The following is a 21,401-nucleotide window of genomic DNA, read 5'->3' on the forward strand; positions in this document are numbered from 1 at the left end:
CTACTTCCTGCTTTACTAGCATTAAAAATGTAAAACGGGCAAGAGCTCGCGAATCATGCATCGCAAGCTCTATTACCCGCATTAAGTCATGAATGCACTATTTTTGTAACAAAATAGATTCAGCGTCCCGCAGCAAATATTTCGCAGCTTCACTAGAAATGTGCTTCCCGCTTTGCGCCTGCACCTCATTCACAAAACTCTTCAAATTGGTTTTTGCCAATTTTGCCTGCAGACTATTGGCGATTCCAGCATTATCAATCAAATTGGTATCGGCAAAGTGCGTCACCAATGTTTTTAAGGAATCGATGCTGGCTACAGTCTGAAAGCGAACGGTTTCACTTCCTTGATTGCCGGCTAGGTCACTCGTAGATACAACGAGTGTATGAAGACCAAGCTGTAACTTATACAGGGGAATTGTCGCCCCTTGTTGTAACGTATTTGCATCCAACATGACCGTTGTCTTGGTGTTATCAAACCCGGACAAATTATCAACCAGCGAAATAACTGGAGTTATGCTCCCGGAATCGTTAAATGTACCATACACCACTTCGGATATAGTAATTGTTGGCGCAATCGTATCCAGGTTGAAACTGATTGTTTTGGCAGTTTCAACATTCCCGGCGATGTCTGTTGAACGATAACTCAATGTGTACTTGCTGTCTTGATTCAACGTTACCGGGGCCGTATACCTTTGCCAAGTAGCCCTGTCATCTAGACTGTATTCAGTCTTAGCAGCACCGGACAAAGCATCATAAGCGTTCAGGCTTACCGTAACCGGATGCACATACCATCCGTTCAGTCCGTCCGGTTGTAAAGGCGTTACAACCGCCGTCGTTACAGGCGGCGTCTTGTCTATACTGAAAGTAACCGTATGCGCCTGTTCCAAGTTGCCTGCATTATCCACGCTCCAATAAACAAGCTTATGGACTCCCTCCGTATTAAACAAAACCGTATTGCCGCTTTGCTGTGCGCCGCCGTCCACGGTGTAATACGTAGCCGCTACTCCCGAGCCGACATCAACGGCGTTCAAAGAGACGGTCGTGTATTGGTTGACCCATCCGGCTGGCGCGTTATCGGTCGTAACGGGAGGCGTAAAATCTGACGTAAATTTCGGTTGATTGAACACAACGTAAACCTTTCCTGGAATAGATAGTTCTGGAAAGAATAACGTATCCACACCTTGATCCGTCACGCGGAAAGGATTGTAACTTCCAACAGTAAGCACCGTGGAATCAGTAAGCTCGGTGACGCTTTCCACTTTCAGCCCGTATCCTGATCCATCACCGAATTTCGTTTGGATTCTCTGTCCTACTAATGCATTCGGATTCGAGAATTTTCCATTTACGGTAATCGTGTTACCTCTTACGGCCGGGTCAAGCGCCGTATTCGTGGAAGCCGTCGTTGTTGCTGTGATCTCCAGTTGTTGCGTGCCATAGCCGACTGTATTTGCAGCTTGCATTGCCACTTTACCTGGGCCGTTAACATAGGAATATACAAGATTTCCAGTTACGGCGTCAGTTCTCGCAACGGCAATATTTCCTGCAAAGGTGATGCCGTTGTAATTGCGTTCTTTCATATCGCCGCTTGTATAAATAATGTCTACGTAGTTATTGCTTCTTACAACGGCAAAGTTCGTCATTGGATCCGCATCGTCTGGTTTTACCCAAACAACACTGCTTACCTGTCCTGTTTGACCTTGTTTGAACATTTCATACACAGAACCATACTGTGTAATTTGGCTGCTGTCCGATACAATGTGTCTTCTAGCAAGGTGAGACGTCACATACTTGGATTCTTCAGCTTTCGTTGTCGTTCTTCTGCCGGTTGGAATCTGCGATAAAAATACATCCGAGCCGCCAACCCCATTCATGAATGTACGGAGGGACGCGCCTGTTTGCTTTCCTGTCCAAGTAAAGGAGAAGCTGTTATTTCCGGATCCGGCTTGCGGCTTCAACAGTTGATTTCTATCGGTAGACAATCCTGCAGTACTGTTAATGCTAGTCAAGTAGTCCTGCAAGTTGGCTTTTCCCGTATCTGCGAGCTGAACGTCTTGCACCTGAACGTCCATGTTTTCCAATTCCGAGCCGCGTTGATAGATTTCATGCGCCTGGCCGCCTTGCATTCGAGTCAAGTCAAAGGTGTAGTTGCTGTTCCCGCCCAGATTGACAAGCATGATTAATCTGCGGTTCATAGCTGCGCCTTTTCCATCTGGTCCTGGATCGGAAGCTTCAACCAGCTGCACCTGTTTGCTGTTCGACGCCCCGGAATCGTAAGCCAATAATGAAGGCTTTGTCCATGCACCAGTTGATGCCGTATTCGCTCCGTCCTGTCTCCATACCCACGGCATATTTCTCCAGAGCGGCCGCATCGAAGGATATCGTAAGGTAGCCCCGCTTCCATCGCCGTAGCTAGTTCTATTCAGATAGCCTGTATATGGCAGCATTTCAACTCCGGCTCCCCATAGATCAAGGGATAAGAAGTTCGAATGCGTATGACCGCCTGCGAAGCCAAGGTCTGTAGGCTGATACAACAACCCGGCATGGGTAGCTTCAGTTAGATCTCCCTGGAACAGTCCATAATAGCCTAAGCCCGGCAATTCGATGTTTTTCAATCCTTTGTCGACAATCGGCAATGCTTGCGGATCTCCGGTTTTACCATACGTATCACTGATTGGAATGGCTTTGCCATCCGGATAGATCAGCTTGTCGGAACTAAAATTAGTAGACATTGACAGCAGTGGCCATCTTGAGCTCAGTTCCGTCTTATCCAGCTTGAGCCCCAATTTGGTATCCACATAGTCTTGTGGATCCGTCCAGTTTTTCAACACATCCACCATCGTTTTCACATTACCGGATACCTGATCTCCATAGCTGGTCGTTTCTTCTCCCCACATGCCGTCGGAGAAATAATAGGTCCCGCTAAGAAGTCGGTCATTGAGATCAATCGCTTCCCGGATCAGATCGGGGTCAGTTAGAAGCATGCCCGTTACAGCAGAGGATCGGGTACCGTATGGCGTGATATTGTTCAATGGCATGCTGTTGACGAGTCTGATATTCTCGTAGGCGCCAGGTTTGAGCCAAAGCTCCTCGATCGTTTGCTTAACCTCTGCAGAGGAGATCGCAGGGTCTAGCTCACCCCATATACTTAAGTCAATAAGCGTGCCATAAGTGTAGACCACATCCTGCGGGAATTGATAATTTCCTCCCCAGAAGTCGGTATAGTTTTTATTTACCACAATGCGAGGATAATCCAGCGCCTGATAATAAAGGATGAGGGCGGCTTTCCTTGCATATTTGGGGTCATTGGTGAGCTTATAAAGTTGAGCAAATAGCCTTGCATATTTTTCAAACTTGGTATGATTATCCGGGATTGAAATTTTGGCTGATGCCGCTTTAACCTCCTGGATGAAATCACTTTCATTCATATCCAAATATGTTTGAAGCTCAGAGTTCAGCGTCATGATTTGGCCTACACTATAAGTAAGCTCGCTCCGAGACGCTGACGTAAGAACCGCTGCCAGATCCCCTCCGTCGATAGCGTGCGAGTTCCACGCATGAGCCGGTTCTTGCACAGTAACCTGGAAAGACCTGCTCAGTCCGCTTGCTGTTTCCGTCGCGGTAATCGTTGCCACTCCCGTATTCAGCGCGAGTAGTCCGTTGCCAACCACTTTTGCGATACTTGGGTCCGAGGATGTCCAGATTACCCTTTCCACATAGGCCGGATCGGGAAGCGTCTTGATGGTTAAAATGGATCCTTTTCCTTTATCTACAGATATATCGGAAACAATAATGTCTTGGAGCGGAGGAACGATTGAACCCGCTTTCAAGTATGCGATCATCGTCCGGCTTGCCATCTTGCTTGCATTTGTATTTTGCGTGATATTATTTTGATATACACCAATCCAATTGCCCAAATCCTGTTTGTTGATCCTCAGCGTTCCGTTGATCCAGACACTATACCAATGATTTGGCGTATCCACATCAACAACGATGTCGTACCATTGATCCGCTGTATAGGGACCAAGCACATTCCCTTTGGAATCTTTGATATTTCCATTCTGATCAAAAACAAGCAATGATGGCCAAGCAGGCGTACCTGAAGACGGGGTCATGCTCTTCATCTGGAAGACATTTCTTTGCGAATTCGTATTATTGAATTTCAATCTAGTTTGTATACCGAACCGGTCCGTCTTATTAATGCCGGCTTTATACGAACCGACACTGGCTGTATCCGCTTCCAAAAAAAACAAGCTCGAACCGGTTCCATCTGCGACAAGTCCAGCCAAATTTTTGCCCGCTGTCGTTGCAACAGTTCCCAACAATTTTGTATCCAACGTATATGTGCCATTCGCAACCGCAGGAGCGCTTACATTAAAGTCAACGCTTGTGAAATCTCCGGTGATCAGTACAGGCTCCCCTTGGGCCGCTACTAAGCCTTTAGCAAACACAGGAACTGCCGATGTTATTAGCAATATCGATAAAAAAACAATCATGATTTTTTTTCCAATTTCCACACGAGATCCCCCCAAGTCGTAATAATTTGATTTAGTTCAATTGATTGTAGTGGAGAGCGCTTAATCAAACTGTATTTTTCCAATAAAGATAATTTCGTGTCATTTGTTTGATCATTAGATTCCTCCTCCCGATATAATGAACAACTAGTCACAGTATAAACAGTAAAGTACTCTGCAGGTATGCTTAATTTTTACCTGAATGTGCAATTTCACTACTTTCTGTTTAAGACAAAGCGCTTTTGTAGACCACTACTAATAAATTAAATAGTGGGTTGTATTGCAAAAATAAAAATGTTAAAGAGTAGTAGCGCCACATCATTGGATAAGATAGAGGGCAGTCGAATTATGTTCGGACTGCCCTTTCCTAATCATATGCATGGCCTTGATTCCCTTTAATGATAACGACAAGCGTTTTAAAAGAAAAAATCCTTGTGGGATGTATACCCCAAAGGATTTTCTGCGATCTTTCTGACGCACTCTATTAAAATGGCGCTTGATCCCTTGGTTGGTTATCATTAGATAGGAATCCATCTTATCTTTATGACTACAATTGTCAAGATTAATTCACACTTCTCAGTTTAAGTTTAATTATTTCTAATGTTTCGATCTGATTACTTGTGTCCAACTTTCATAGCTTATGATCCCCACCTACTGGCTAATTATCGTATTGCGATAAAAAACATAATAGCAAAAATAGAAGCAGGGCGCCGAATATATCACCTCTGTTATTTGTATCTTGCTTTGTTTAAATCGCTGCGTTCAGCATCCGGAATTGGTAAATCCTTGCACAATCGATTGAAGTGCGAGTGCCAAGGTATGTCTTGCGGGTTCGTTCGCAACGTTCTATTTCCAATGACGATCTCATTGGCCACGGATCATAACTTCCCATACTTCCCCTTATAGTCGACCGGGCTTATTCCGTTGTATTTCTTGAATACCTTCGAGAAATACGTGCGGTCTGAATAACCAAGCTTGGCGGCGATCATTTCAATCGTCATCTCTCTGTTCTTTAACAACTGAAGCGCGATTTTCATCTTAGAATGATGTACGTAATCGGTGAAGTTGACTCCGCTCATTTTCTTGAAGTACCTTGAGAAATAACTCGGATTCAGGTATAAATGGTTAGCAATAGAAACCAAAGAAATATTCTCGGACAGATGCTCCATAATATAGCGGTCGATCATTTGCAGCTTGTGTTTGTCAATTCCCGATAATTCATCAGAGTAATTCTCGAACAGGATTGTTTTAATCCGCCCCTTTACACTCTGCAAGGTTTCCTGAAGTCGCACAGTTCTTTCTAAGCCGGAATGAAACAAGGCATGATCCTTGTCATATCCGGAATCGTACTCTAATAATCGTACCCACTGCGACAATTGAGCGATTAAGGAAGAGGGCGAAGACAGGTCGGCCGCCGTCTGTTTTGCAACATTATCTATGATATCTGAGATGGCATCTATATCTTTATCGCGATAGGCTTGTAGCAGTGTTTCTTTGAAGCTCTCCCCGCTGGGATCAAAGACATTCATAAAGGAACGGGAATGACTAGAGGGCATCGTATGGAATGATGCCTTTTCGTAATAGAGACTGCAGTTATACAATTTCAGCTCTCCGAGTGTCTTGCCGATCTCCTTCAGTCCCTGAAACTCATAGCTGTATACGAAATAGGTGCCGACCTTTAAGTACGCTTCAGCATTGCTCTGCAAATCAGCTGCAAAACGGCGAAAAGTTTCATGAGCATTAACAACCAGATTTCGTTGATAATTCATCACGAAATATAACTCTAGTCCCTCATGTGCAAAAACAGTAACTCCCTTCAGGCTTTCGGCTAACTCCTGGGCAATGTTATATATCGCGTAATATATAAGCTGCGCATCCTTCAAGTCATAACACCGGAGCAGAGAAGAATAATCAATGTGGATGAGTCCCAGCATAAAATGCAGGTCCTTCCAATCGATTCCGAGTTTCCTCCCTGAACTCAAAGTCACTTCCGAGTAATCCCCGGCGACGATCTGCTTCCAGAATGATCGCTTCAGCAAATCGCGGTTTCTATCCACTTCCTCACGATAAGATATATTTTCGCTTCTATCCCGCATGAAGCCAATGAGCCTGACTGCTTTTTCGACACTTTGTTTGAGCGTATCGGCGGTCAATTCGTCTTTGATTAAATAATCATCTGCCTTTAGTTTGACGGCTTCCCTTGCATAATGGAAATCCTCGTGACAGGTCAGAAAAATGATCCTCACATCAGGGTTCATCTGCTTCAGCCGATCCGCAAGCTCGATGCCATCCATCTTGGGCATACCGATATCGGTAATAACCAGATGCGGCTTCGTTTCTTGAAACATTTGCAAAGCTTTGGCTCCAGATTGGGCGGTCGCCGTAATTTGCAAGCCCATTTCATTCCATGGGATCAGTTTGTGCAAATATTTGATCATCGGGACATCATCATCAACAAGCATTACTTTCATCATTGCCGCTCTCCTTTCCAGTTATCCTCTCTATATTCTCGGAAAATGAAGAATGATCGATAAGCCGCCAAACTCATTGGATCGAATGTCCATATTAACTTTGGTGCCGTAAGTCAGCCTAAGCCTGTTATATACATTGGCTAGTCCGATCCGTTGATTCGAAGCTTGCGGTTCCGTCTTGGATTGCAGCACTCTTTTTAGCAACTCTTTCATTTCTGTTTCATTCATTCCCGTTCCGTTGTCTTTTACTTCGATGAGGCACTCTCCATCACTTTGTTCAGCGCTGACCCAAATGGAAGCATGTTCAGGAATCTCTGAAAACCCGTGAACAATTGCATTCTCTACCAGCGGTTGAAGTACGAGACGCGGCACCTCCATATCCTCCAGTTCTTCCGAGAGATCAATATGAAGCTGCAGCCGCATATCATTTCGCATCTGCATAATTTCCACATAATCTACAAGGAGCTTGCATTCCTGTTTAAGATAGCATGGCTCGTTTACACGCATATAAGCCCTCAGCAAACTCATTAAAGCATCGATTTGCCTGCTATTGATAGAGTCTCCTTCTGTCGCTAAATTGCACTTGATCGAATTCAACGTATTCAGCAGAAAATGAGGCCGAATTTGCGAGAATAGCGCGTCGAGTTCAATAATTCGCTTCTCTTCCTGCTCCTGCTCGACTTCCGCAATGAGCAGATTGATCTGGTCAAGCATACGGTTAAAGGCCAAACCAAGCACAGCCACTTCATCTTTGCCGCTTACAGGAAAGCGAACAAGTCTATTGCCGTTGCCGAATTGTTCCGCTGTTTTTCGAAGCTTGTTCAAAGGAGTATGAAGCGTTTTGGCAATGAAAACCGAGATAATTAAAAAAGAAAGAATACACATAGACAGAATGATCGCATATATGCTGAACATCCTCGAAATCTCAGCCGTAATCTCTTGAGAAGAGAACTTGTAAACGAGCTTCCACCCTACTTTTGGGATATTATTCTGCACTTCCAACTCATGCTTTCGTTCCGGCAAAGCGGCTTCCTTCGGATATTGGTAAATCAGCTCGCCTTCGGTGGTATACAGCTGGAATTGACCAGTCCCTCCTCTAGCAAACGTACGCGCAAAGTATTCATGGGGTATACCGACATACAACGTACCGAGTATATCCCCGTTATCGGGATCACTGATCACTTTCACTGCAAAATAATAAGATTCCGTCTCAGAACTGTAACTCTGCTTTAAATGATCAACTTCCATCCACCGAATTGGAATTGGTCCCACATTCTTGTTCAATTCCGTATTGTTTACTTCGGATAACCAGCGGGTTAAATCCGGATAGTCCAGTGAATTGTTGGTAGCATAAATAACATAATGGCTTTTATTTACAAAAAACACTTGAGCATTAAGCCCCGAAGTTTTCGAGAACGACATATCCAGAAACTCGGATATTCGTTTATTGGTAAAGTAGTCTTTGGAATTGTTCAGTTTCTGAACATCCTTAAAGGCAAGCAAATCGCTAAACAAGCTGCTGCCCTTGTTGCTGAATAAATAAGAGGCGTAAATGATGTCCTCCACATTTTTGTTCAAGTCGGATGAAATAACATCAACCACATTCTGGTTCGAAGCGTGCACCTTGTCAATGACCACGCCTTTGATTAGAAAATAAGACAGTATAGAAACGAAAACGAGCGGAAGCAGAATTAGAATAGAAAACGAAAGTTGGGTTTTTCTGTAAAATGAAAATCTCATTAGCCAATTCATGCTAGTCCTCTCCAATTCCCCATTTTCTTTGATTTAATATACCATAGATTCACGGGTATTTGAGAATGCAGAAGGGCAGCCTTACGGCCGCCCTTAAACTTATTTTTTGTTTTGCTGAATAATTTTATTAGCCTCGTCAATCATTTGTTTTTGCGCGGCTTCTGGGGTCAATTTATCAAGCAGGAATGTGCTCAGTCCGTTTTCTAATACCGGTTTTAATTGGCTGGAATAAGGTGTGGAATAGCTCGGGTCATAGATGGATTTAATTCTCTTGTCGAACATCGTTGCAGAGAGTGAATCAACATCAATCAAATCCGCTTTATCACCGACTAGAGCCTTGATTATTTTATCTTTATCCGCCGATTTCAAGCCTGGTAAATCGCGAATGACATCCATTTGCTGCGTAACATATTTGATAAATTCGTAAGATTCTTGCTTATGCTTCGAGCTTTGCCCTATGCTCATAAAACCGCCGCCGAGATTGGATGTTCCGATCTCTACACTTTTTGAGGAGACAGGCATCGGTGCGAATACTGTTTTGAACGTATGCGGGAATTTGTTGGTATCCTTGATCAAATTCACAACAAAGTTAGCAGTTGGAATCATGGCTGCCTTGCCGCCCAGGAACTCGGAATCGTAACGCAGTTTTCCTCCAATAATATCCGAGTAAGGTTTGACAGATTGGTCGTCCTTCTCCATTGCACGACGAAGATTGAAGAAAGTTTTGAACGATTCGTCGCCGAACACAGGTGTTTGGTCCTTCTTCAAATATGGATGAGGCAGCTCGGTATAGGCCGTCATGTTCGCATATTCGCCCCAAGTATGGAAGAAAGCTCCATATTGCTTAGTATCTCCGCTACCTTTGGTCATTTTCTTCGCATAGTCGCGGAAATCATCCCAAGTCCAGCCCCATGTTGGCACAGGCAATTTGGCAGCGTCCAAAGCATCTTTGTTGATTGCGACCAACCATAGTTGACTGCTATTCTCTAACCCATATACCTTATTTTGATATTTCGGCGTCATGTAATACGTATCGTCAACTTTAATCCCGTCTTTATTGAGATATTCATCAAGCGGCTGCAAAACACCTCGGGAAGCCCTTTCAGTTACAAAATCGACATTAGAGAAATCAGCCACGTCGATGGCTTCTCCGGATGCAGCCATAAGGTCCAGCTTCTTGTAAAATTCGAGGGAGTTTCCGTTATTCACCAGTTGTATGTTCTCTACATGAATATTCGGAAACTTCTTCTCGAAGTTGGCAATAATCTGATTGATCTGTTCAATAGATGGACCGGTAGCCCAGTTATAGTACTTGATCGTTGCTGGATTGGCAGTGGTTGCGGCAGAAGTCGCTGCTGCGCTGCCTGCTTTAGGTGCCTCTGGCTTGCTTCCACAACCAGCCAACATCGAGACAGTAAGCCCTGACACTAACATCATTTTTAAGACTTTCATGTTTGTTCCCCCTATGAATATAAATGGATTTGTTACTGAATCCATTGTATATGGTTCATTCATTTTGCTGTGTGCACTATTTTGATCAGGTTGTGCACTTTAATTGTTTATTATCCTTTAACCCCGCCGCCGGCAATTCCGTTGATCACTTGTTTCTGCAAGATAATAAAAATGATCACAAGTGGAATAATCGCTGAAACTGAAGCCATCATCGTAACGGCGTAGCTGGTCGCATACTCATCTTTGAAAGCCCCCATGCCTAGCGGTATTGTAAATAATTTGCGATTCATCAAGAAGATAAGCGGATTTTGATAGTCGTTCCAAGTCCACAAAAATTTCAAGATGCCGACCGTGGCTACAATTGGCTTCGCCATAGGCAGAACGATCTGCCAGTAAATCCGCAAATACCCTGCTCCATCGATCTTAGCCGCTTCCAAATATTCATGGTGAATACTAAGCATGAACTGTCTCATTAAGAAGGTCAAGGCTATCGAAAACGCCCCCATCAGAATCAAAGCCGCATGAGTGTCGTATATGCCAAGCCATTTGATCATAATAAATCGAGGAACCAGTGTGGACTCAGATGGAACGAGATAAAACGACAATAGCAAGATGAACATCAGATTTTTGAAAGGAAAATTAAGTTTCGCAAATGAAAAACCCGCCATTGATGAGAACAGTAGAGTAAGTAACGTCATTATAATTGAAATCTTCAAGGAGTTAAAATAATTCTGACCAAAGGGAATGCTTCCCATCCATACCGTTTTGAAGTTCTCAATGAAATTCCAGTTTTGTGGAATCCATTGAATCGGATAAGTCATAACATCTTTTTCAATTTTGGATGCCGCAGAAAGCATCCATATTAATGGTGATATGAATAGAAGAGATATCAATCCTATACACACAGTTATAATGCTCTTTGTCATTATTTTTGTACTCATCGTGTCTCCATCCTTTAAAATTGTTTTTTCTGAATTCGCCAGGTGACGGAAGTAACAATGGCAATAATCAGAAACAAGACCCATGACAAGGCTGATGCATAGCCCATTCTGAAATTTTTGAATCCTTCTTCGTAAATATAATACACAAGCACATTTGTAGAATTATTCGGACCGCCTTCCGTCAAGAAAGCAATCAGGTCGAATACCTTGAATGAAGCGACTATCGATGTGATGCTGAGAAAGAACGTGGTCGGGCCAAGTAACGGCAAGGTAATTTTCGTTAATCTCTGTATCCATGAAGCCCCGTCAATTTGCGCCGATTCGTATATGTCTTCCGAAATATTCGTCAAACCTGCCATATAGATGACAATGTTATAACCGAGCTGCATCCAGATCGCTACAATAATAATGGCCCAGAGCGCGTAATCCGTGCTTCCCAGCCATTTAGGCGGATCAGATACTCCAAGGCTCATAAGCAAATGATTGACCGGACCGTTCGAAGGATGGAACAAAGCCGTGAAAACTGTTGCGACTGCAACTCCCGTAGCAATATAAGGAATGAAAAATACAACTTTGAAATATTCCTTCAGGTATACTGCGGAATTGATTATAACTGCAAGTATAAATCCAAGAGCCATTCCCATAGGAACGGTCACTATGGTAAACAGCGCATTGTTTTTAAGAGAGAGGAATAACTTTTTATCATGCAGCAAAGCATTATAGTTATCCAATCCGATGAAATGAATAGCCTTTACGCCACCCACCAGGTTCCATTCCGTAAAACTCAAATATAGCGAAAAAAACAGAGGGAAAACACCAAGTAATAAAATCCCAAGGAATTCCGGTGTAACGAACAATAATCCTACTGCTGATTCTCTTCGCTGATTCGTCCAAAAGGATTTTTTACGAACCTTTGGGTGCACCTCTTTCCTGTTCATGGTTACATTCACTGCCACTCACACTCACCCCTAATCCATTTGTATCACGTTTCCCTCATATCAATTAGCACCTAGGAAACGTGCGATTCTCTATCCGATGCTAACAACCCCATTGCCGCTCTTTGTATGGTATCTTCCGAGTGCATTGGATTGATTTTTATGATAATTGAAATGAAAATAAACTACGAGGTGTGAATTTTACCGGAGTGTGCAAAATATCTACTATTTTTAAAAATTCATAGATAAGTGATCTACAAGCGATCAACTAATCGCCAATTAAGCCCATGCATCGTTGCATGGGCTACTCCCAGATATCACCTGCAGCAAATTAATTCCGTTTCAAAGGGATAACCATGTTCCAGGTATTCACAGCGTTAGTAAATTCGCCAGGACCATCTGCTGTCGCAAAAAACATATGGGTAGGCTCATTATCTTCAAATAAGATAAATGGCCTTTCAAGGCTTCCCATCACCTGTTCCGCTCCATCATCCCACTTTATCATTCGCGTATATGATTTTTGTCCTTCAAGCGCTTCCCATTTCACGCCGTCTTTAGACCTTGCGATAATCCCTCCGTGGTACTCCCCGCTAATATTGCCTGTCATATCCTTGGCTATCATTTCATAACCGCCAGGCACTTGATAAATAAAAGGATCCTCCAAATTGAATTTCTCAGAAGGAAAAATCGTCTCTTCCGATAAAGCCTTATAAGGCCCCATATAATGACTAGCACGCGCAACTCCAAAAGACATTTGAAAGCTATGCAAAAAAGTCGGATACGGCTTTGACTTGTAGGTTCTAGTCTTGTAAACAAGCAGCACTGAGCCATCTTCATGAATACATGGCGCCGGATTAGAAGTGAAAAAGTTGTCAAACTTGCTTGGTCTCGGCTGCAAAATGGGGCTGTCCAGTCTCTCCCATGGACCAAATATACTCTTGGAAGTGGCAATACCTATCCGCTTATTGGATCGTGCTACTATACATCTTGGATCATTCAGGTCAAATTGTTCATCTGATGATACATCTTTGAACGGGTGGGTTGACCCCATATAGTATAAAATGTACGTGTCCTTATGTTTGACAATCTGCGGATTATGGGTACTTCTTCCATCCCAGTATTCAGCTCCTCTGGAAGGCAACACAACTTCTTCGAATTGATAGGGTCCCTCTGGTGTATCCGAAACAGCTCGTACAATCTCTGATGCAACAAGCCAGCCCGGGTGCATAGGCAGGTCTTTGGTCCATCTTGAGGCAAACATATGATATCTGTTGTCTTCACCTTTTACTACAGAACCACACCAAACCCAATAGTCTTCCATTTTAAAACCGCCGTTTCTAAGCGCAGGAAGCATCTTTTCATACAGCATCTTATGATTCATCTATTACTACTCCCTTTCATCAATCAGTTTCTGAATGCGAATAATCGTACTTTGAAAATCCCCTCTGAGATTAACCTTAATCCCAACTTCCATTAATGCCTTTCCACTGAGAGGTTGCTCGGTACCTTCAACTTGATACAACGTCAATTCATCAAGGCCCTGCAAACGAATTCTTGGAAGTTCATTGGCAAAGTTATTCGAGTGTAAGAACACAAAAACTCTCGTCTGCTCTCAAGGACAAGCTTCGTATCCGGAAGCATGCCACGACTCAATTGCGTCTCGGCAGGCCAACGTCCTGCAAGATAAGTAAGTCTATAATCCTTCTCCCTTGGCAGGTATATGGAGCCGGTCAATGCTTGTTCCAATGTCACATTAGCCTCACCTCGGTTTATAATCTCACAATACCTTTCAATGAGATCACAATCCGCGATTATTTTGTAATATAACTTTACTTCTAAGTCATAATGCGTATCTTTTAACAATAGCAAAAGTGTGTTATGTGAGCTCTCATAAGATTCGAATTTCAGAAGGACATCCCGAACATGATCATGAAACGTAACTTTTAAGCTTTTGCTCCGTAAATTCAGCTTTCCCCCACCCCATATATTCCTCTTCGCTTAATTCACTTCCAACAGTATAGGGGTATTCTGATATGATATTCGCGTTAGGGTAATCAGTCATGCGCGGAAGCTTATCTCCAAAATAAATATGATTGATAGTGCCTAACTCACTTAGTCCTAGTGCATAGGAAATGTTATCTCCTTCAAGCAGCCAAATATTTCTTGCGTCATCATGTTTTATTATTAAAATGCCTATTTCCTTTCGTCCAACCGTTTCGATACTCGATGCAGCATCTCAACGGATTTCTCGGCCATCGAACCATCCTCGTAAATGCCGATGTTAATCGTTACGGCTGCACCTCTCTTCTTGCAGGCAACGATATATTCGTAAAGCTCATCTTCCGAAACCTTGGGCGGAACAATCTCGCCTGGTGCATCCCAATGCCCCCAACAGCAATCAAGCCAGAATAGTACATGCGGCTGCATGCCAGCTGGAAGCTCATTAGGAGGATACGTCCCGAGGTCTACCTCGCCAGCCAGGAAATCCTCTGTATCAAACACATAGTTCAATGAGTTCGCACCTGGACACATCGAAATGGCAGCTTCGGGATTTCCTGAACTTACTGCCGCAAACCATAAATCCCGCTCAAAGCGGGTGTTATCCCATTCCCGGGTTCTTAGAAAAGATTTTTCAGAGGCGTTATAGCAACCGTCAAACCACCAGCCATCCGCCAAACGCCCAAATTTATCGGAATACTCCTTGACAAACAGCATGTACATCTTCATAAATTCACTTTTATCAGCGGGATGAAGATCCCAACCAAAAGCTTCTCGCATTTTTTCAACGTTTGCGTCCACTTCGGTAGGCAGATATGCAATAAACTTGTTGCCTGATTCTTTCACTCGGACCGCAAGCTCGAGCGCGAGATCGCGTCTTGAACAGCAGCCCGGGGCGATGGATTCAAGATACCTATTGTAAGAGCAATAATATCCCGTGTTTTGACCCAAAGTGAAAATTAACCAATCGGCGCCTGTGTGGTTGAACTGTTCCATAAACTTTTCCATGTCAAAACGATCGATCATTGTATTGAAGTCTTGTTCATGCTCGCCGGACCTAGGCTGTGTATGACTTAAATAATGTACCATCACACCAAAATGCTTCGCTTCATTCATCCATCTCGCATTCCCTGACATCCCAATTTTCTCCTTTAATCTCATTTAGTTACTTTCGTATGGTAACCCTCCGTCAATGACCGAGTATCTAATCTTATTATAAAAAACCAGTAGACTTATTGAGTATATTTAAATTCTACCTAAATGTGCACTTTCTTTACTTTCTGCGAAAATTGAAAACGGGCTGAAGCTTGCATTAGGGAGGAGCCTGAATCCTTCCATGGTGCATCCTTACCAGGGCGAATGCCGTGAAAAGAGGGTATGGATATGACGGAGGACGGCTGGAAACCTTCCCCTTCTTGCTATTTAGAGAGTGGCTTAAAGGCTCCGCCTTCCGTTACGCCCGGAGCCACCGGGCTCAGCTGTCCAAATCCTGTAACAGGCGCAGTTCGGCCATCCTTTTCGGGGATCACGTATTTCCCAAACCATTCCCCGAGCCGATACCGCAGCGATTCCAGCATCTCTTGGCATTCGTCATCATCAATTCGGTTGGCGTCCTCGTCCGGGTCCTTCCGTAGGTCATAAAGCTCGTGTGGCCCGTACGGATAGCGGTGAACGTATTTCCAATCCCGGGTGCGGATCATGCGGACGGGTCCGTATTCGTCATAAATGACGATATCCTCGCGTCCGGCGCCCGCTTCTCCCCGCAGCAGTTCATCGAAGCTGCGGCCGGGCAAGCGACCCTTTTCAGGATTGGAGAGCCCCACGTAGTCCAAAAGCGTTGGGAATACGTCGTACTGGCTGACCAGCTCGTTCCGAACCTGTCCGGCTGGAATGACCCCCGGCTGGCTGAAAATGGCAGGAACCTTGACCGACGTATCGTACATATTGAGCGGAAACGTTCCATTCCCTTTGCCCCATACACCGTGATGTCCCATGTTCATGCCGTTGTCGCTCATAAATATGATCAGCGTCCGTTCTCTCAGCCCGCGTTCCTCCAGCATGTCCATGATTTTGCCGATTCCGTGATCCATGGCGGTGATGGCCGCATAATAGCCGCGCAGCAGTTCTTTGCGGCGTTCTCCTTCCCCCTGTGGTGCCGTCCGGATCTGGTTCGGATGCGGAGGCAGCTCCGGCACTGACTCGAACGGGCAATCGTCGTACATGGCGACATACGATTCAGGATGCTCCGAACGGTCCCAAGGAGAATGAGGCGCCGTATAGTGAACGCTCAAATAGAACGGGGCTTCCTGCTGCGCAAGCTCATCCAAAAATTGCAGCGCGTTATCCGTGATAAGATCGGTTACGTATTCGTTCACGATCTTTACCTCTCCATTCTCCACGATGTCAGGCTTCATATAGGAGCAGCCTCCTCTGGCGATTGAGAACCAGCGCCCAAACCCTTTTTGCGGGACTGTGCTGTTGCCGAGATGCCATTTCCCGCTTAAAGCACAGGCATAATCGGCCTTGGCGAGCAGCTCTGTATACGTCGGCTGCCCGGCCAAATATTCGACTGCCGTACGCTCATCGGCAAAAACAGGCTGTTTGCGAACCTCTTCCTGCAGATCGCCGTAATTCACATTTCCGGAACTTATCCAGTCATGAACGCCGTGCTGTGACGGAATTCGTCCCGTCATGATCGATGCCCGCGCAGGCGAACAAACTGGCGATGTGCAAAAAAAGTGATCGAATCGCATTCCTTCTGCAGCGAGCCGGTCAAGGTGGGGAGTGTGAACTTCACCGTTTCCAGCACTGCCGAGCGCCCAGCTGCCCATATCGTCTGCGAGAATAAATACGATGTTCGGCTTCCGTTTGACATTTTCCATTGTAATCATGCTCCTACCGCTTATATTATTTCATGGTTCTTTCCTATCGATATAATATCATTTACAGAAATTCGAACCCATGACATTATTAACGATAGATTTGACATTTCTTACGATGAAGGAAAGAGAGGGCGATCCGCTGATGTTTATTCTGCATCCTAATGCACAAAGACTCGAATTCAGTCTCCAACCCAGATGGATCCGTCACATGGATAAGCCGCACGATTTCAGCTTCGGACCAGTCACCAATCCGTTCCCGGTTTTCTGGCTCATACTGGAGGGCAATCGCAACATTCAAATCGATGAAGAACGACACCACGTTCGCAAGGGAGATTTGATTGTGTTTCCGCCCGGTTTGCCCTACCGACTCCAAACTGCAGAAGTCGGCAATAGTGTTCGTTACTTATCACTCAGTTGCAACTTAAGACTCGGACCGTTCGATTTCCATGAGTTGTATCCATTCCCGAAGATTTTAAATGTCTCCGACGGCGCTGTATTCGATGCGCTTGCCTCCCAATGGTCGGAGTCGGCTGTTTGGTTCGAGCAATTCGCCGCGCTTCATGAACAACATGACGCAGAGGGATTTAGCGGGAGGTTGCCGGACCTGACCATTTCGCTTACACTGCTACGCATTCAAGGAACCTTGTATCAATGGTTCGCGCAATTGATAAGCCTGCTGATACCTCAATTGCCGGAGCGGCTTCATGCAATTGATCCCCGTGTCGTGAATGCCTGCATCTATATGCAGTCGCATGTGCAGGAATGGATCCCGCTCGAAAAGCTGGCTGCTCAAGTCTATTTGAGCCCGAGCCATTTCAGCTACTTATTCCGGAATGCTCTCGGCCAACCGCCTGCTCAGTATTTACGGAATTACCGCATCGGGGTCGCCAAGGAGTTGCTTCTTCAGACATCTTGGTCCATCAGTGAAATCTCGCAGCGTGTAGGCTACGGCGAACTTAGCGAGTTCAGCCGCGCTTTCCGGAAATCCGCAGGGCAAAGCCCGCAAGACTACCGCCGGGAATGGCGGCATGCGGATTTCTGCTGAGATGATAGGAACCGGGAATTCGAAAACAATCCTTCAGAAAGCTAATTGGTAAATACCTTCGAAAATGGGCTGCCTGTAATTCCTTTAGCGAAATTCAGTTCTTTGAAAGCCAGAAGCAACCCGTACATCGACACATAATGAAAAAGGATATAGTAAAGCATTATTGGCAGCACCAGTAAATATAGATAACGTGCCAACCACATATTTTTCCATAGCTTTCTGGAAGCTATCTGAGAATCCGATTTTCTTAATGCTGTGGACTGCTATCATGCAAAAAAAAGCAGGTTTTGTGTCTTTAGCACAAAACCTGCTTTTTTGGCATTCATGAACATGTGTTTATCTATGCCATGTCACCTATACGACTATTCAAGCCCCTGGTAAGCTTTCTTGCCCTTCCCCCAGACGCCCGCTTCCGCAAGTTGCCCGCTGCCGCTGACTGGCTCGCGGACGCCATCGACGGCTGGGTTGACGTATTGCAGGAACCACTGTTCCAGCTGTGACTTCATCGCTTCACGCATTTCGCTGTATTCCTGTGCATCGATCAAATTCATGGCTTCGTCTGGATCGTTTGCCAAATGGTACAGCTCGTGAGATCCGTATGGATATCGGTGGACGTATTTCCACTCCTTGTTACGGATCATCCGGACAGGACCGTATTCGTCATAGATGACGACGTTCTCTCGTTCCGCGGATGGTTCACCCAGCAGCTGCGGCAGAAAGCTATGCCCCGGCAAGCCGTCCAACGCAACATCCTGCACACCGGCATACTCGAGGATCGTCGGCATGAAGTCGTAGCCGCTTGCCATTGTATCCGACACGACGCCCTGCGGAATGCGCGCCGGATGGCTGAAGATCGCCGGGACTTTGACGGATGTGTCATACATGTTTTGCGGAAACGTCCCGTTCCCTTTACCAAACACCCCGTGATGGCCGAAATTAAAGCCATTGTCGCCCATAAACACGACCAGCGTATCGTCCGTGAGGCCAAGCTCCTCCAGCTTGTCGAGGATACGGCCGATATTCGCGTCCATAGCCGTAATCGAAGCATAGTAGCCACGCAGGCTCTCCAGCGGCTGGTCCTCGCCCGGCGCGTTCTTGATCAGCCAAGGATGTCTCGGCGTATCGAGCGGACACGATTCACCCGGGCAGTCTGCATACATGTCGAGAAACTCTTGCGGGTGGTTACCGTTCAACCATGGGCTGTGCGGAGCCGTATAGTGAACGCTCAAATAAAATGGGCGTCTTTCGCCATCTTCCGCCTGCCAATCGAGAAACTGCAGTGCGTCATCCGTGATGACGTCGGTTACATACGCAGGCTCGTTATACAGCTGCCCGTCCTTGATCATCGGGGCGTTGTAATATGGGCTGCCACCGGCTTGGTGCACGAACCAGTGCGTGAATCCTTTCTGCGGCTTCACGCTGTCTCCGAGATGCCATTTGCCGCTCAAGCCGCAGACATAGCCGTTCTCGGCAAGCACCTCCGTGTAAGCGGGCTGACCGGCCAAATATTCGATCGCATTCGGACCGATACTGCCTTCGCGAATCCAGTCGTGCACGCCATGCTGCGACGGAATCCGGCCCGTAAGCAGCGAAGCCCGCGCAGGCGAACAGACCGGCGACGTGCAGAAGAAGTTGTCGAATCTGACGCCGCTTGCCGCTAGGCGGTCCAGATTCGGTGTCTTCACTTCGCGGTTGCCCGCACACCCCATTGCCCAAGCGCCTTGATCATCGGATAAAATAAATACGATATTGGGTCTTTTCAAGCTTTTTTCTCCCATGATACATCCCCTCCGCATATAACGAGAAGGCCGGACGCTTGTTCGGCAATCCGACCTATCTTTGATTTGATATGCTTGAATCCCTTATTTTTTCGCTTTATAAGCTGCAGTGACTTCTTCAAGAACCTTACTACCGCCCTGCTCTCTCCATTTTTTCCCTAGCTCTGCAATACTTGTATCGATATCGATTTTCCCCATCAGCATCTTGTTAAAATACTGGTAGTACAATTCATCCAAGACACCTTTGAATTCGGTTTCCGATTTTTTCGTCACATTGATCAGATTCGGCTTCATATTTTCAGTCGCTATACGCACAGACTCTTTTGCCCGGTCGGCTTGCGGTTCAGTTTGCGGTAAATAGTTTTCGGTAAGCGGCCAGACAACGCTGCCCCACGCAAGCGCATGCGCCCAGCCGTTAGATGCGAAGTTATCTTTTGCTCTTTCTTCAATGTTGTAGGTAATTTTATCGCCTTGCTTCGTATAGTGAACGCCCTCGATACCGAGCTCAAGCAGGTCGCGTCCTTCCTTGGACAGCATGAATTCAATGAATTTAGCTGCCTTTTCCGGATTTTTGGCACCTTTCGTAATCGCCGTGAATAATCCGGTTTTTGGCGCTTGGTACATCGCGTGCTTGCCGTCCGGTCCGGCCGGAGGAGCTTCAAAGCCCAGCTTGCCGTTCGGATTCACCTTCTGCAGGCTTGCTTCGATCCGGTTGACATTTCGGAACAATGCCGCATCCATAAATCCGACCTTGCCCTGATAAAACTTTTGCTCTTTCATCTGCGTGTCATTGAGTAGATATTCAGGCTCAATCAGCTTTTCATCCCACAGCTTCTTCAGATAGGTCATCCCTTTTTTAAACGCCGGATGCTCGAAAGTCGGAATAATGTTACCCTTATCGTCAAGCGCCCAGTCGCCGTAAGGCATACCATAAGCGTAGAAAACAAAGTCGAAAGTCGGAACTTTAGAACCGGTTTTGGCAGATGTTAGTCCGAATGTGTCGACCTTGCCATTACCATCCGGATCCTTCGTAGCAATCGCTTTCAGAGTTTCGTATAACTCATCGAGCGTTTGCGGCGGCTTCAGCCCCAATTTCTCAAGCCAGTCGGCACGATAGACGAGGTCCCAATTTGATCGTTCCTCGATAAAGGGGTAGCCGTAATATTTACCGTTCACGGCCGTCCAGGAAAGGGAACTATCGAGTTTGCTCTTGACCGTCGGCATATCCTTCAAATAATCATTGATCGGTATGATGATGCCTTCATCGATCCATTGGGAAAGCGAATTACTCGGATAGTTGATGGTCAGAACGTCCGGGTAATCGCCGGTTGCCATAGCAACATTAATTTTATCGTACGAATTTTCCGGTACGATTTTCATTTCAAGTTCGACGCCTAACCGCTTGTTGATTTCGCTAATAATACGGTCATTCCCTTTCAAATTGGCAGCCGCCTGGTCGCCGGTCGTCATGAAGACAAGCTTGGAAGGCTTATCGTTCGTCTGGTTCTGCTTTGAATCCTTTGAAGTACCTTCCTCTGCCTTCCCGCATGCTGTCGCCAGTGTAAACAACATGGTTGCGCTAAGAAACAGGGCCGTTGTTTTCTTGATTTTGCTCAAATGAGAAACCTCCCTTTAGT

14 protein-coding genes are annotated in these 21,401 nt (G+C 45.6%); 1 reads left to right on the forward strand and 13 read right to left on the reverse strand.

Features of this window, described 5'->3' with window-relative positions; all coding sequences use genetic code 11:
- Nucleotides 1-97 precede the first annotated feature (97 nt).
- The 11 genes from GC102_RS09500 to GC102_RS09550 all read right to left on the reverse strand — a co-directional run bounded on the left by GC102_RS09500 (nucleotide 98) and on the right by GC102_RS09550 (nucleotide 16,941).
- Nucleotides 98-4,513, reverse strand: coding sequence for an OmpL47-type beta-barrel domain-containing protein (locus tag GC102_RS09500; RefSeq protein ID WP_171689292.1), 4,416 nt, complete (start codon nucleotides 4,511-4,513; stop codon nucleotides 98-100).
- 875 nt (nucleotides 4,514-5,388) lie between these two features.
- On the reverse strand, nucleotides 5,389-6,984 hold the full coding sequence (locus tag GC102_RS09505) for a response regulator transcription factor (protein WP_171689293.1): 1,596 nt from the start codon (nucleotides 6,982-6,984) through the stop codon (nucleotides 5,389-5,391).
- Nucleotides 6,985-7,011: 27 nt separating this feature from the next.
- Nucleotides 7,012-8,733, reverse strand: coding sequence for a sensor histidine kinase (locus tag GC102_RS09510; protein WP_171689294.1), 1,722 nt, complete (start codon nucleotides 8,731-8,733; stop codon nucleotides 7,012-7,014).
- A gap of 99 nt (nucleotides 8,734-8,832) precedes the next feature.
- Nucleotides 8,833-10,185, reverse strand: a complete 1,353-nt coding sequence (locus GC102_RS09515; RefSeq protein WP_171689295.1) for an ABC transporter substrate-binding protein — start codon at nucleotides 10,183-10,185, stop codon at nucleotides 8,833-8,835.
- 110 nt (nucleotides 10,186-10,295) lie between these two features.
- Nucleotides 10,296-11,126 (reverse strand): carbohydrate ABC transporter permease, encoded by an 831-nt coding sequence (locus GC102_RS09520; RefSeq protein ID WP_171689296.1) that lies wholly within the window; start codon nucleotides 11,124-11,126, stop codon nucleotides 10,296-10,298.
- 14 nt (nucleotides 11,127-11,140) lie between these two features.
- Complete coding sequence (locus GC102_RS09525; RefSeq protein ID WP_171689307.1) at nucleotides 11,141-12,064, reverse strand: carbohydrate ABC transporter permease; 924 nt, start codon at nucleotides 12,062-12,064, stop codon at nucleotides 11,141-11,143.
- A 328-nt stretch (nucleotides 12,065-12,392) separates the two neighbouring features.
- A complete protein-coding gene (locus GC102_RS09530) occupies nucleotides 12,393-13,442 on the reverse strand; it encodes a glycoside hydrolase family protein (protein ID WP_246320827.1) in 1,050 nt (349 codons plus the stop codon).
- Between the two features lie 6 nt (nucleotides 13,443-13,448).
- Complete coding sequence (locus GC102_RS40540) at nucleotides 13,449-13,655, reverse strand: GH36 C-terminal domain-containing protein (protein ID WP_171689297.1); 207 nt, start codon at nucleotides 13,653-13,655, stop codon at nucleotides 13,449-13,451.
- Nucleotides 13,586-14,047 (reverse strand): glycoside hydrolase family 36 N-terminal domain-containing protein, encoded by a 462-nt coding sequence (locus tag GC102_RS40545; RefSeq protein ID WP_171689309.1) that lies wholly within the window; start codon nucleotides 14,045-14,047, stop codon nucleotides 13,586-13,588. Before GC102_RS40545 ends, GC102_RS40540 begins: the two co-directional genes overlap by 70 nt.
- 207 nt (nucleotides 14,048-14,254) lie before the next feature.
- Nucleotides 14,255-15,196, reverse strand: coding sequence for an alpha-L-fucosidase (locus GC102_RS09545; protein WP_171689298.1), 942 nt, complete (start codon nucleotides 15,194-15,196; stop codon nucleotides 14,255-14,257).
- A gap of 281 nt (nucleotides 15,197-15,477) precedes the next feature.
- Nucleotides 15,478-16,941, reverse strand: coding sequence for a sulfatase family protein (locus GC102_RS09550; protein WP_171689299.1), 1,464 nt, complete (start codon nucleotides 16,939-16,941; stop codon nucleotides 15,478-15,480).
- 79 nt (nucleotides 16,942-17,020) lie between these two features.
- Between GC102_RS09550 and GC102_RS09555 the strand changes: the two genes are divergently transcribed.
- Nucleotides 17,021-17,986: an AraC family transcriptional regulator gene (locus tag GC102_RS09555; RefSeq protein WP_171689300.1), complete on the forward strand. Its 966-nt coding sequence runs from the start codon at nucleotides 17,021-17,023 to the stop codon at nucleotides 17,984-17,986.
- A gap of 362 nt (nucleotides 17,987-18,348) precedes the next feature.
- Here the strand turns inward: GC102_RS09555 and GC102_RS09560 are convergent, their stop codons facing one another.
- Nucleotides 18,349-19,764 (reverse strand): sulfatase family protein, encoded by a 1,416-nt coding sequence (locus GC102_RS09560; RefSeq protein ID WP_171689301.1) that lies wholly within the window; start codon nucleotides 19,762-19,764, stop codon nucleotides 18,349-18,351.
- Between the two features lie 84 nt (nucleotides 19,765-19,848).
- Nucleotides 19,849-21,381, reverse strand: a complete 1,533-nt coding sequence (locus tag GC102_RS09565) for an extracellular solute-binding protein (RefSeq protein WP_246320828.1) — start codon at nucleotides 21,379-21,381, stop codon at nucleotides 19,849-19,851.
- Nucleotides 21,382-21,401: the final 20 nt, after the last annotated feature.

Origin of the sequence: Paenibacillus germinis (assembly GCF_013141785.1) — a bacterium.
GTDB classification, from domain to species: domain Bacteria; phylum Bacillota; class Bacilli; order Paenibacillales; family NBRC-103111; genus Paenibacillus_E; species Paenibacillus_E phytorum.

Excerpts from the sequence above, each read along its gene's own strand:
- GC102_RS09515 (WP_171689295.1), bottom strand. The coding sequence starts at position 10,185 with ATGAAAGTCTTAAAAATGATGTTAGTGTCAGGGCTTACTGTCTCGATG.
- GC102_RS09560 (WP_171689301.1), bottom strand. The coding sequence starts at position 19,764 with ATGGGAGAAAAAAGCTTGAAAAGACCCAATATCGTATTTATTTTATCC.
- GC102_RS09550 (WP_171689299.1), bottom strand. The coding sequence starts at position 16,941 with ATGGAAAATGTCAAACGGAAGCCGAACATCGTATTTATTCTCGCAGAC.
- GC102_RS09520 (WP_171689296.1), bottom strand. The coding sequence starts at position 11,126 with ATGAGTACAAAAATAATGACAAAGAGCATTATAACTGTGTGTATAGGA.
- GC102_RS09545 (WP_171689298.1), bottom strand. The coding sequence starts at position 15,196 with ATGTCAGGGAATGCGAGATGGATGAATGAAGCGAAGCATTTTGGTGTG.
- GC102_RS09510 (WP_171689294.1), bottom strand. The coding sequence starts at position 8,733 with ATGAATTGGCTAATGAGATTTTCATTTTACAGAAAAACCCAACTTTCG.
- GC102_RS09555 (WP_171689300.1), top strand. The coding sequence starts at position 17,021 with ATGACATTATTAACGATAGATTTGACATTTCTTACGATGAAGGAAAGA.
- GC102_RS09530 (WP_246320827.1), bottom strand. The coding sequence starts at position 13,442 with ATGAATCATAAGATGCTGTATGAAAAGATGCTTCCTGCGCTTAGAAAC.
- GC102_RS09525 (WP_171689307.1), bottom strand. The coding sequence starts at position 12,064 with ATGAACAGGAAAGAGGTGCACCCAAAGGTTCGTAAAAAATCCTTTTGG.
- GC102_RS09505 (WP_171689293.1), bottom strand. The coding sequence starts at position 6,984 with ATGATGAAAGTAATGCTTGTTGATGATGATGTCCCGATGATCAAATAT.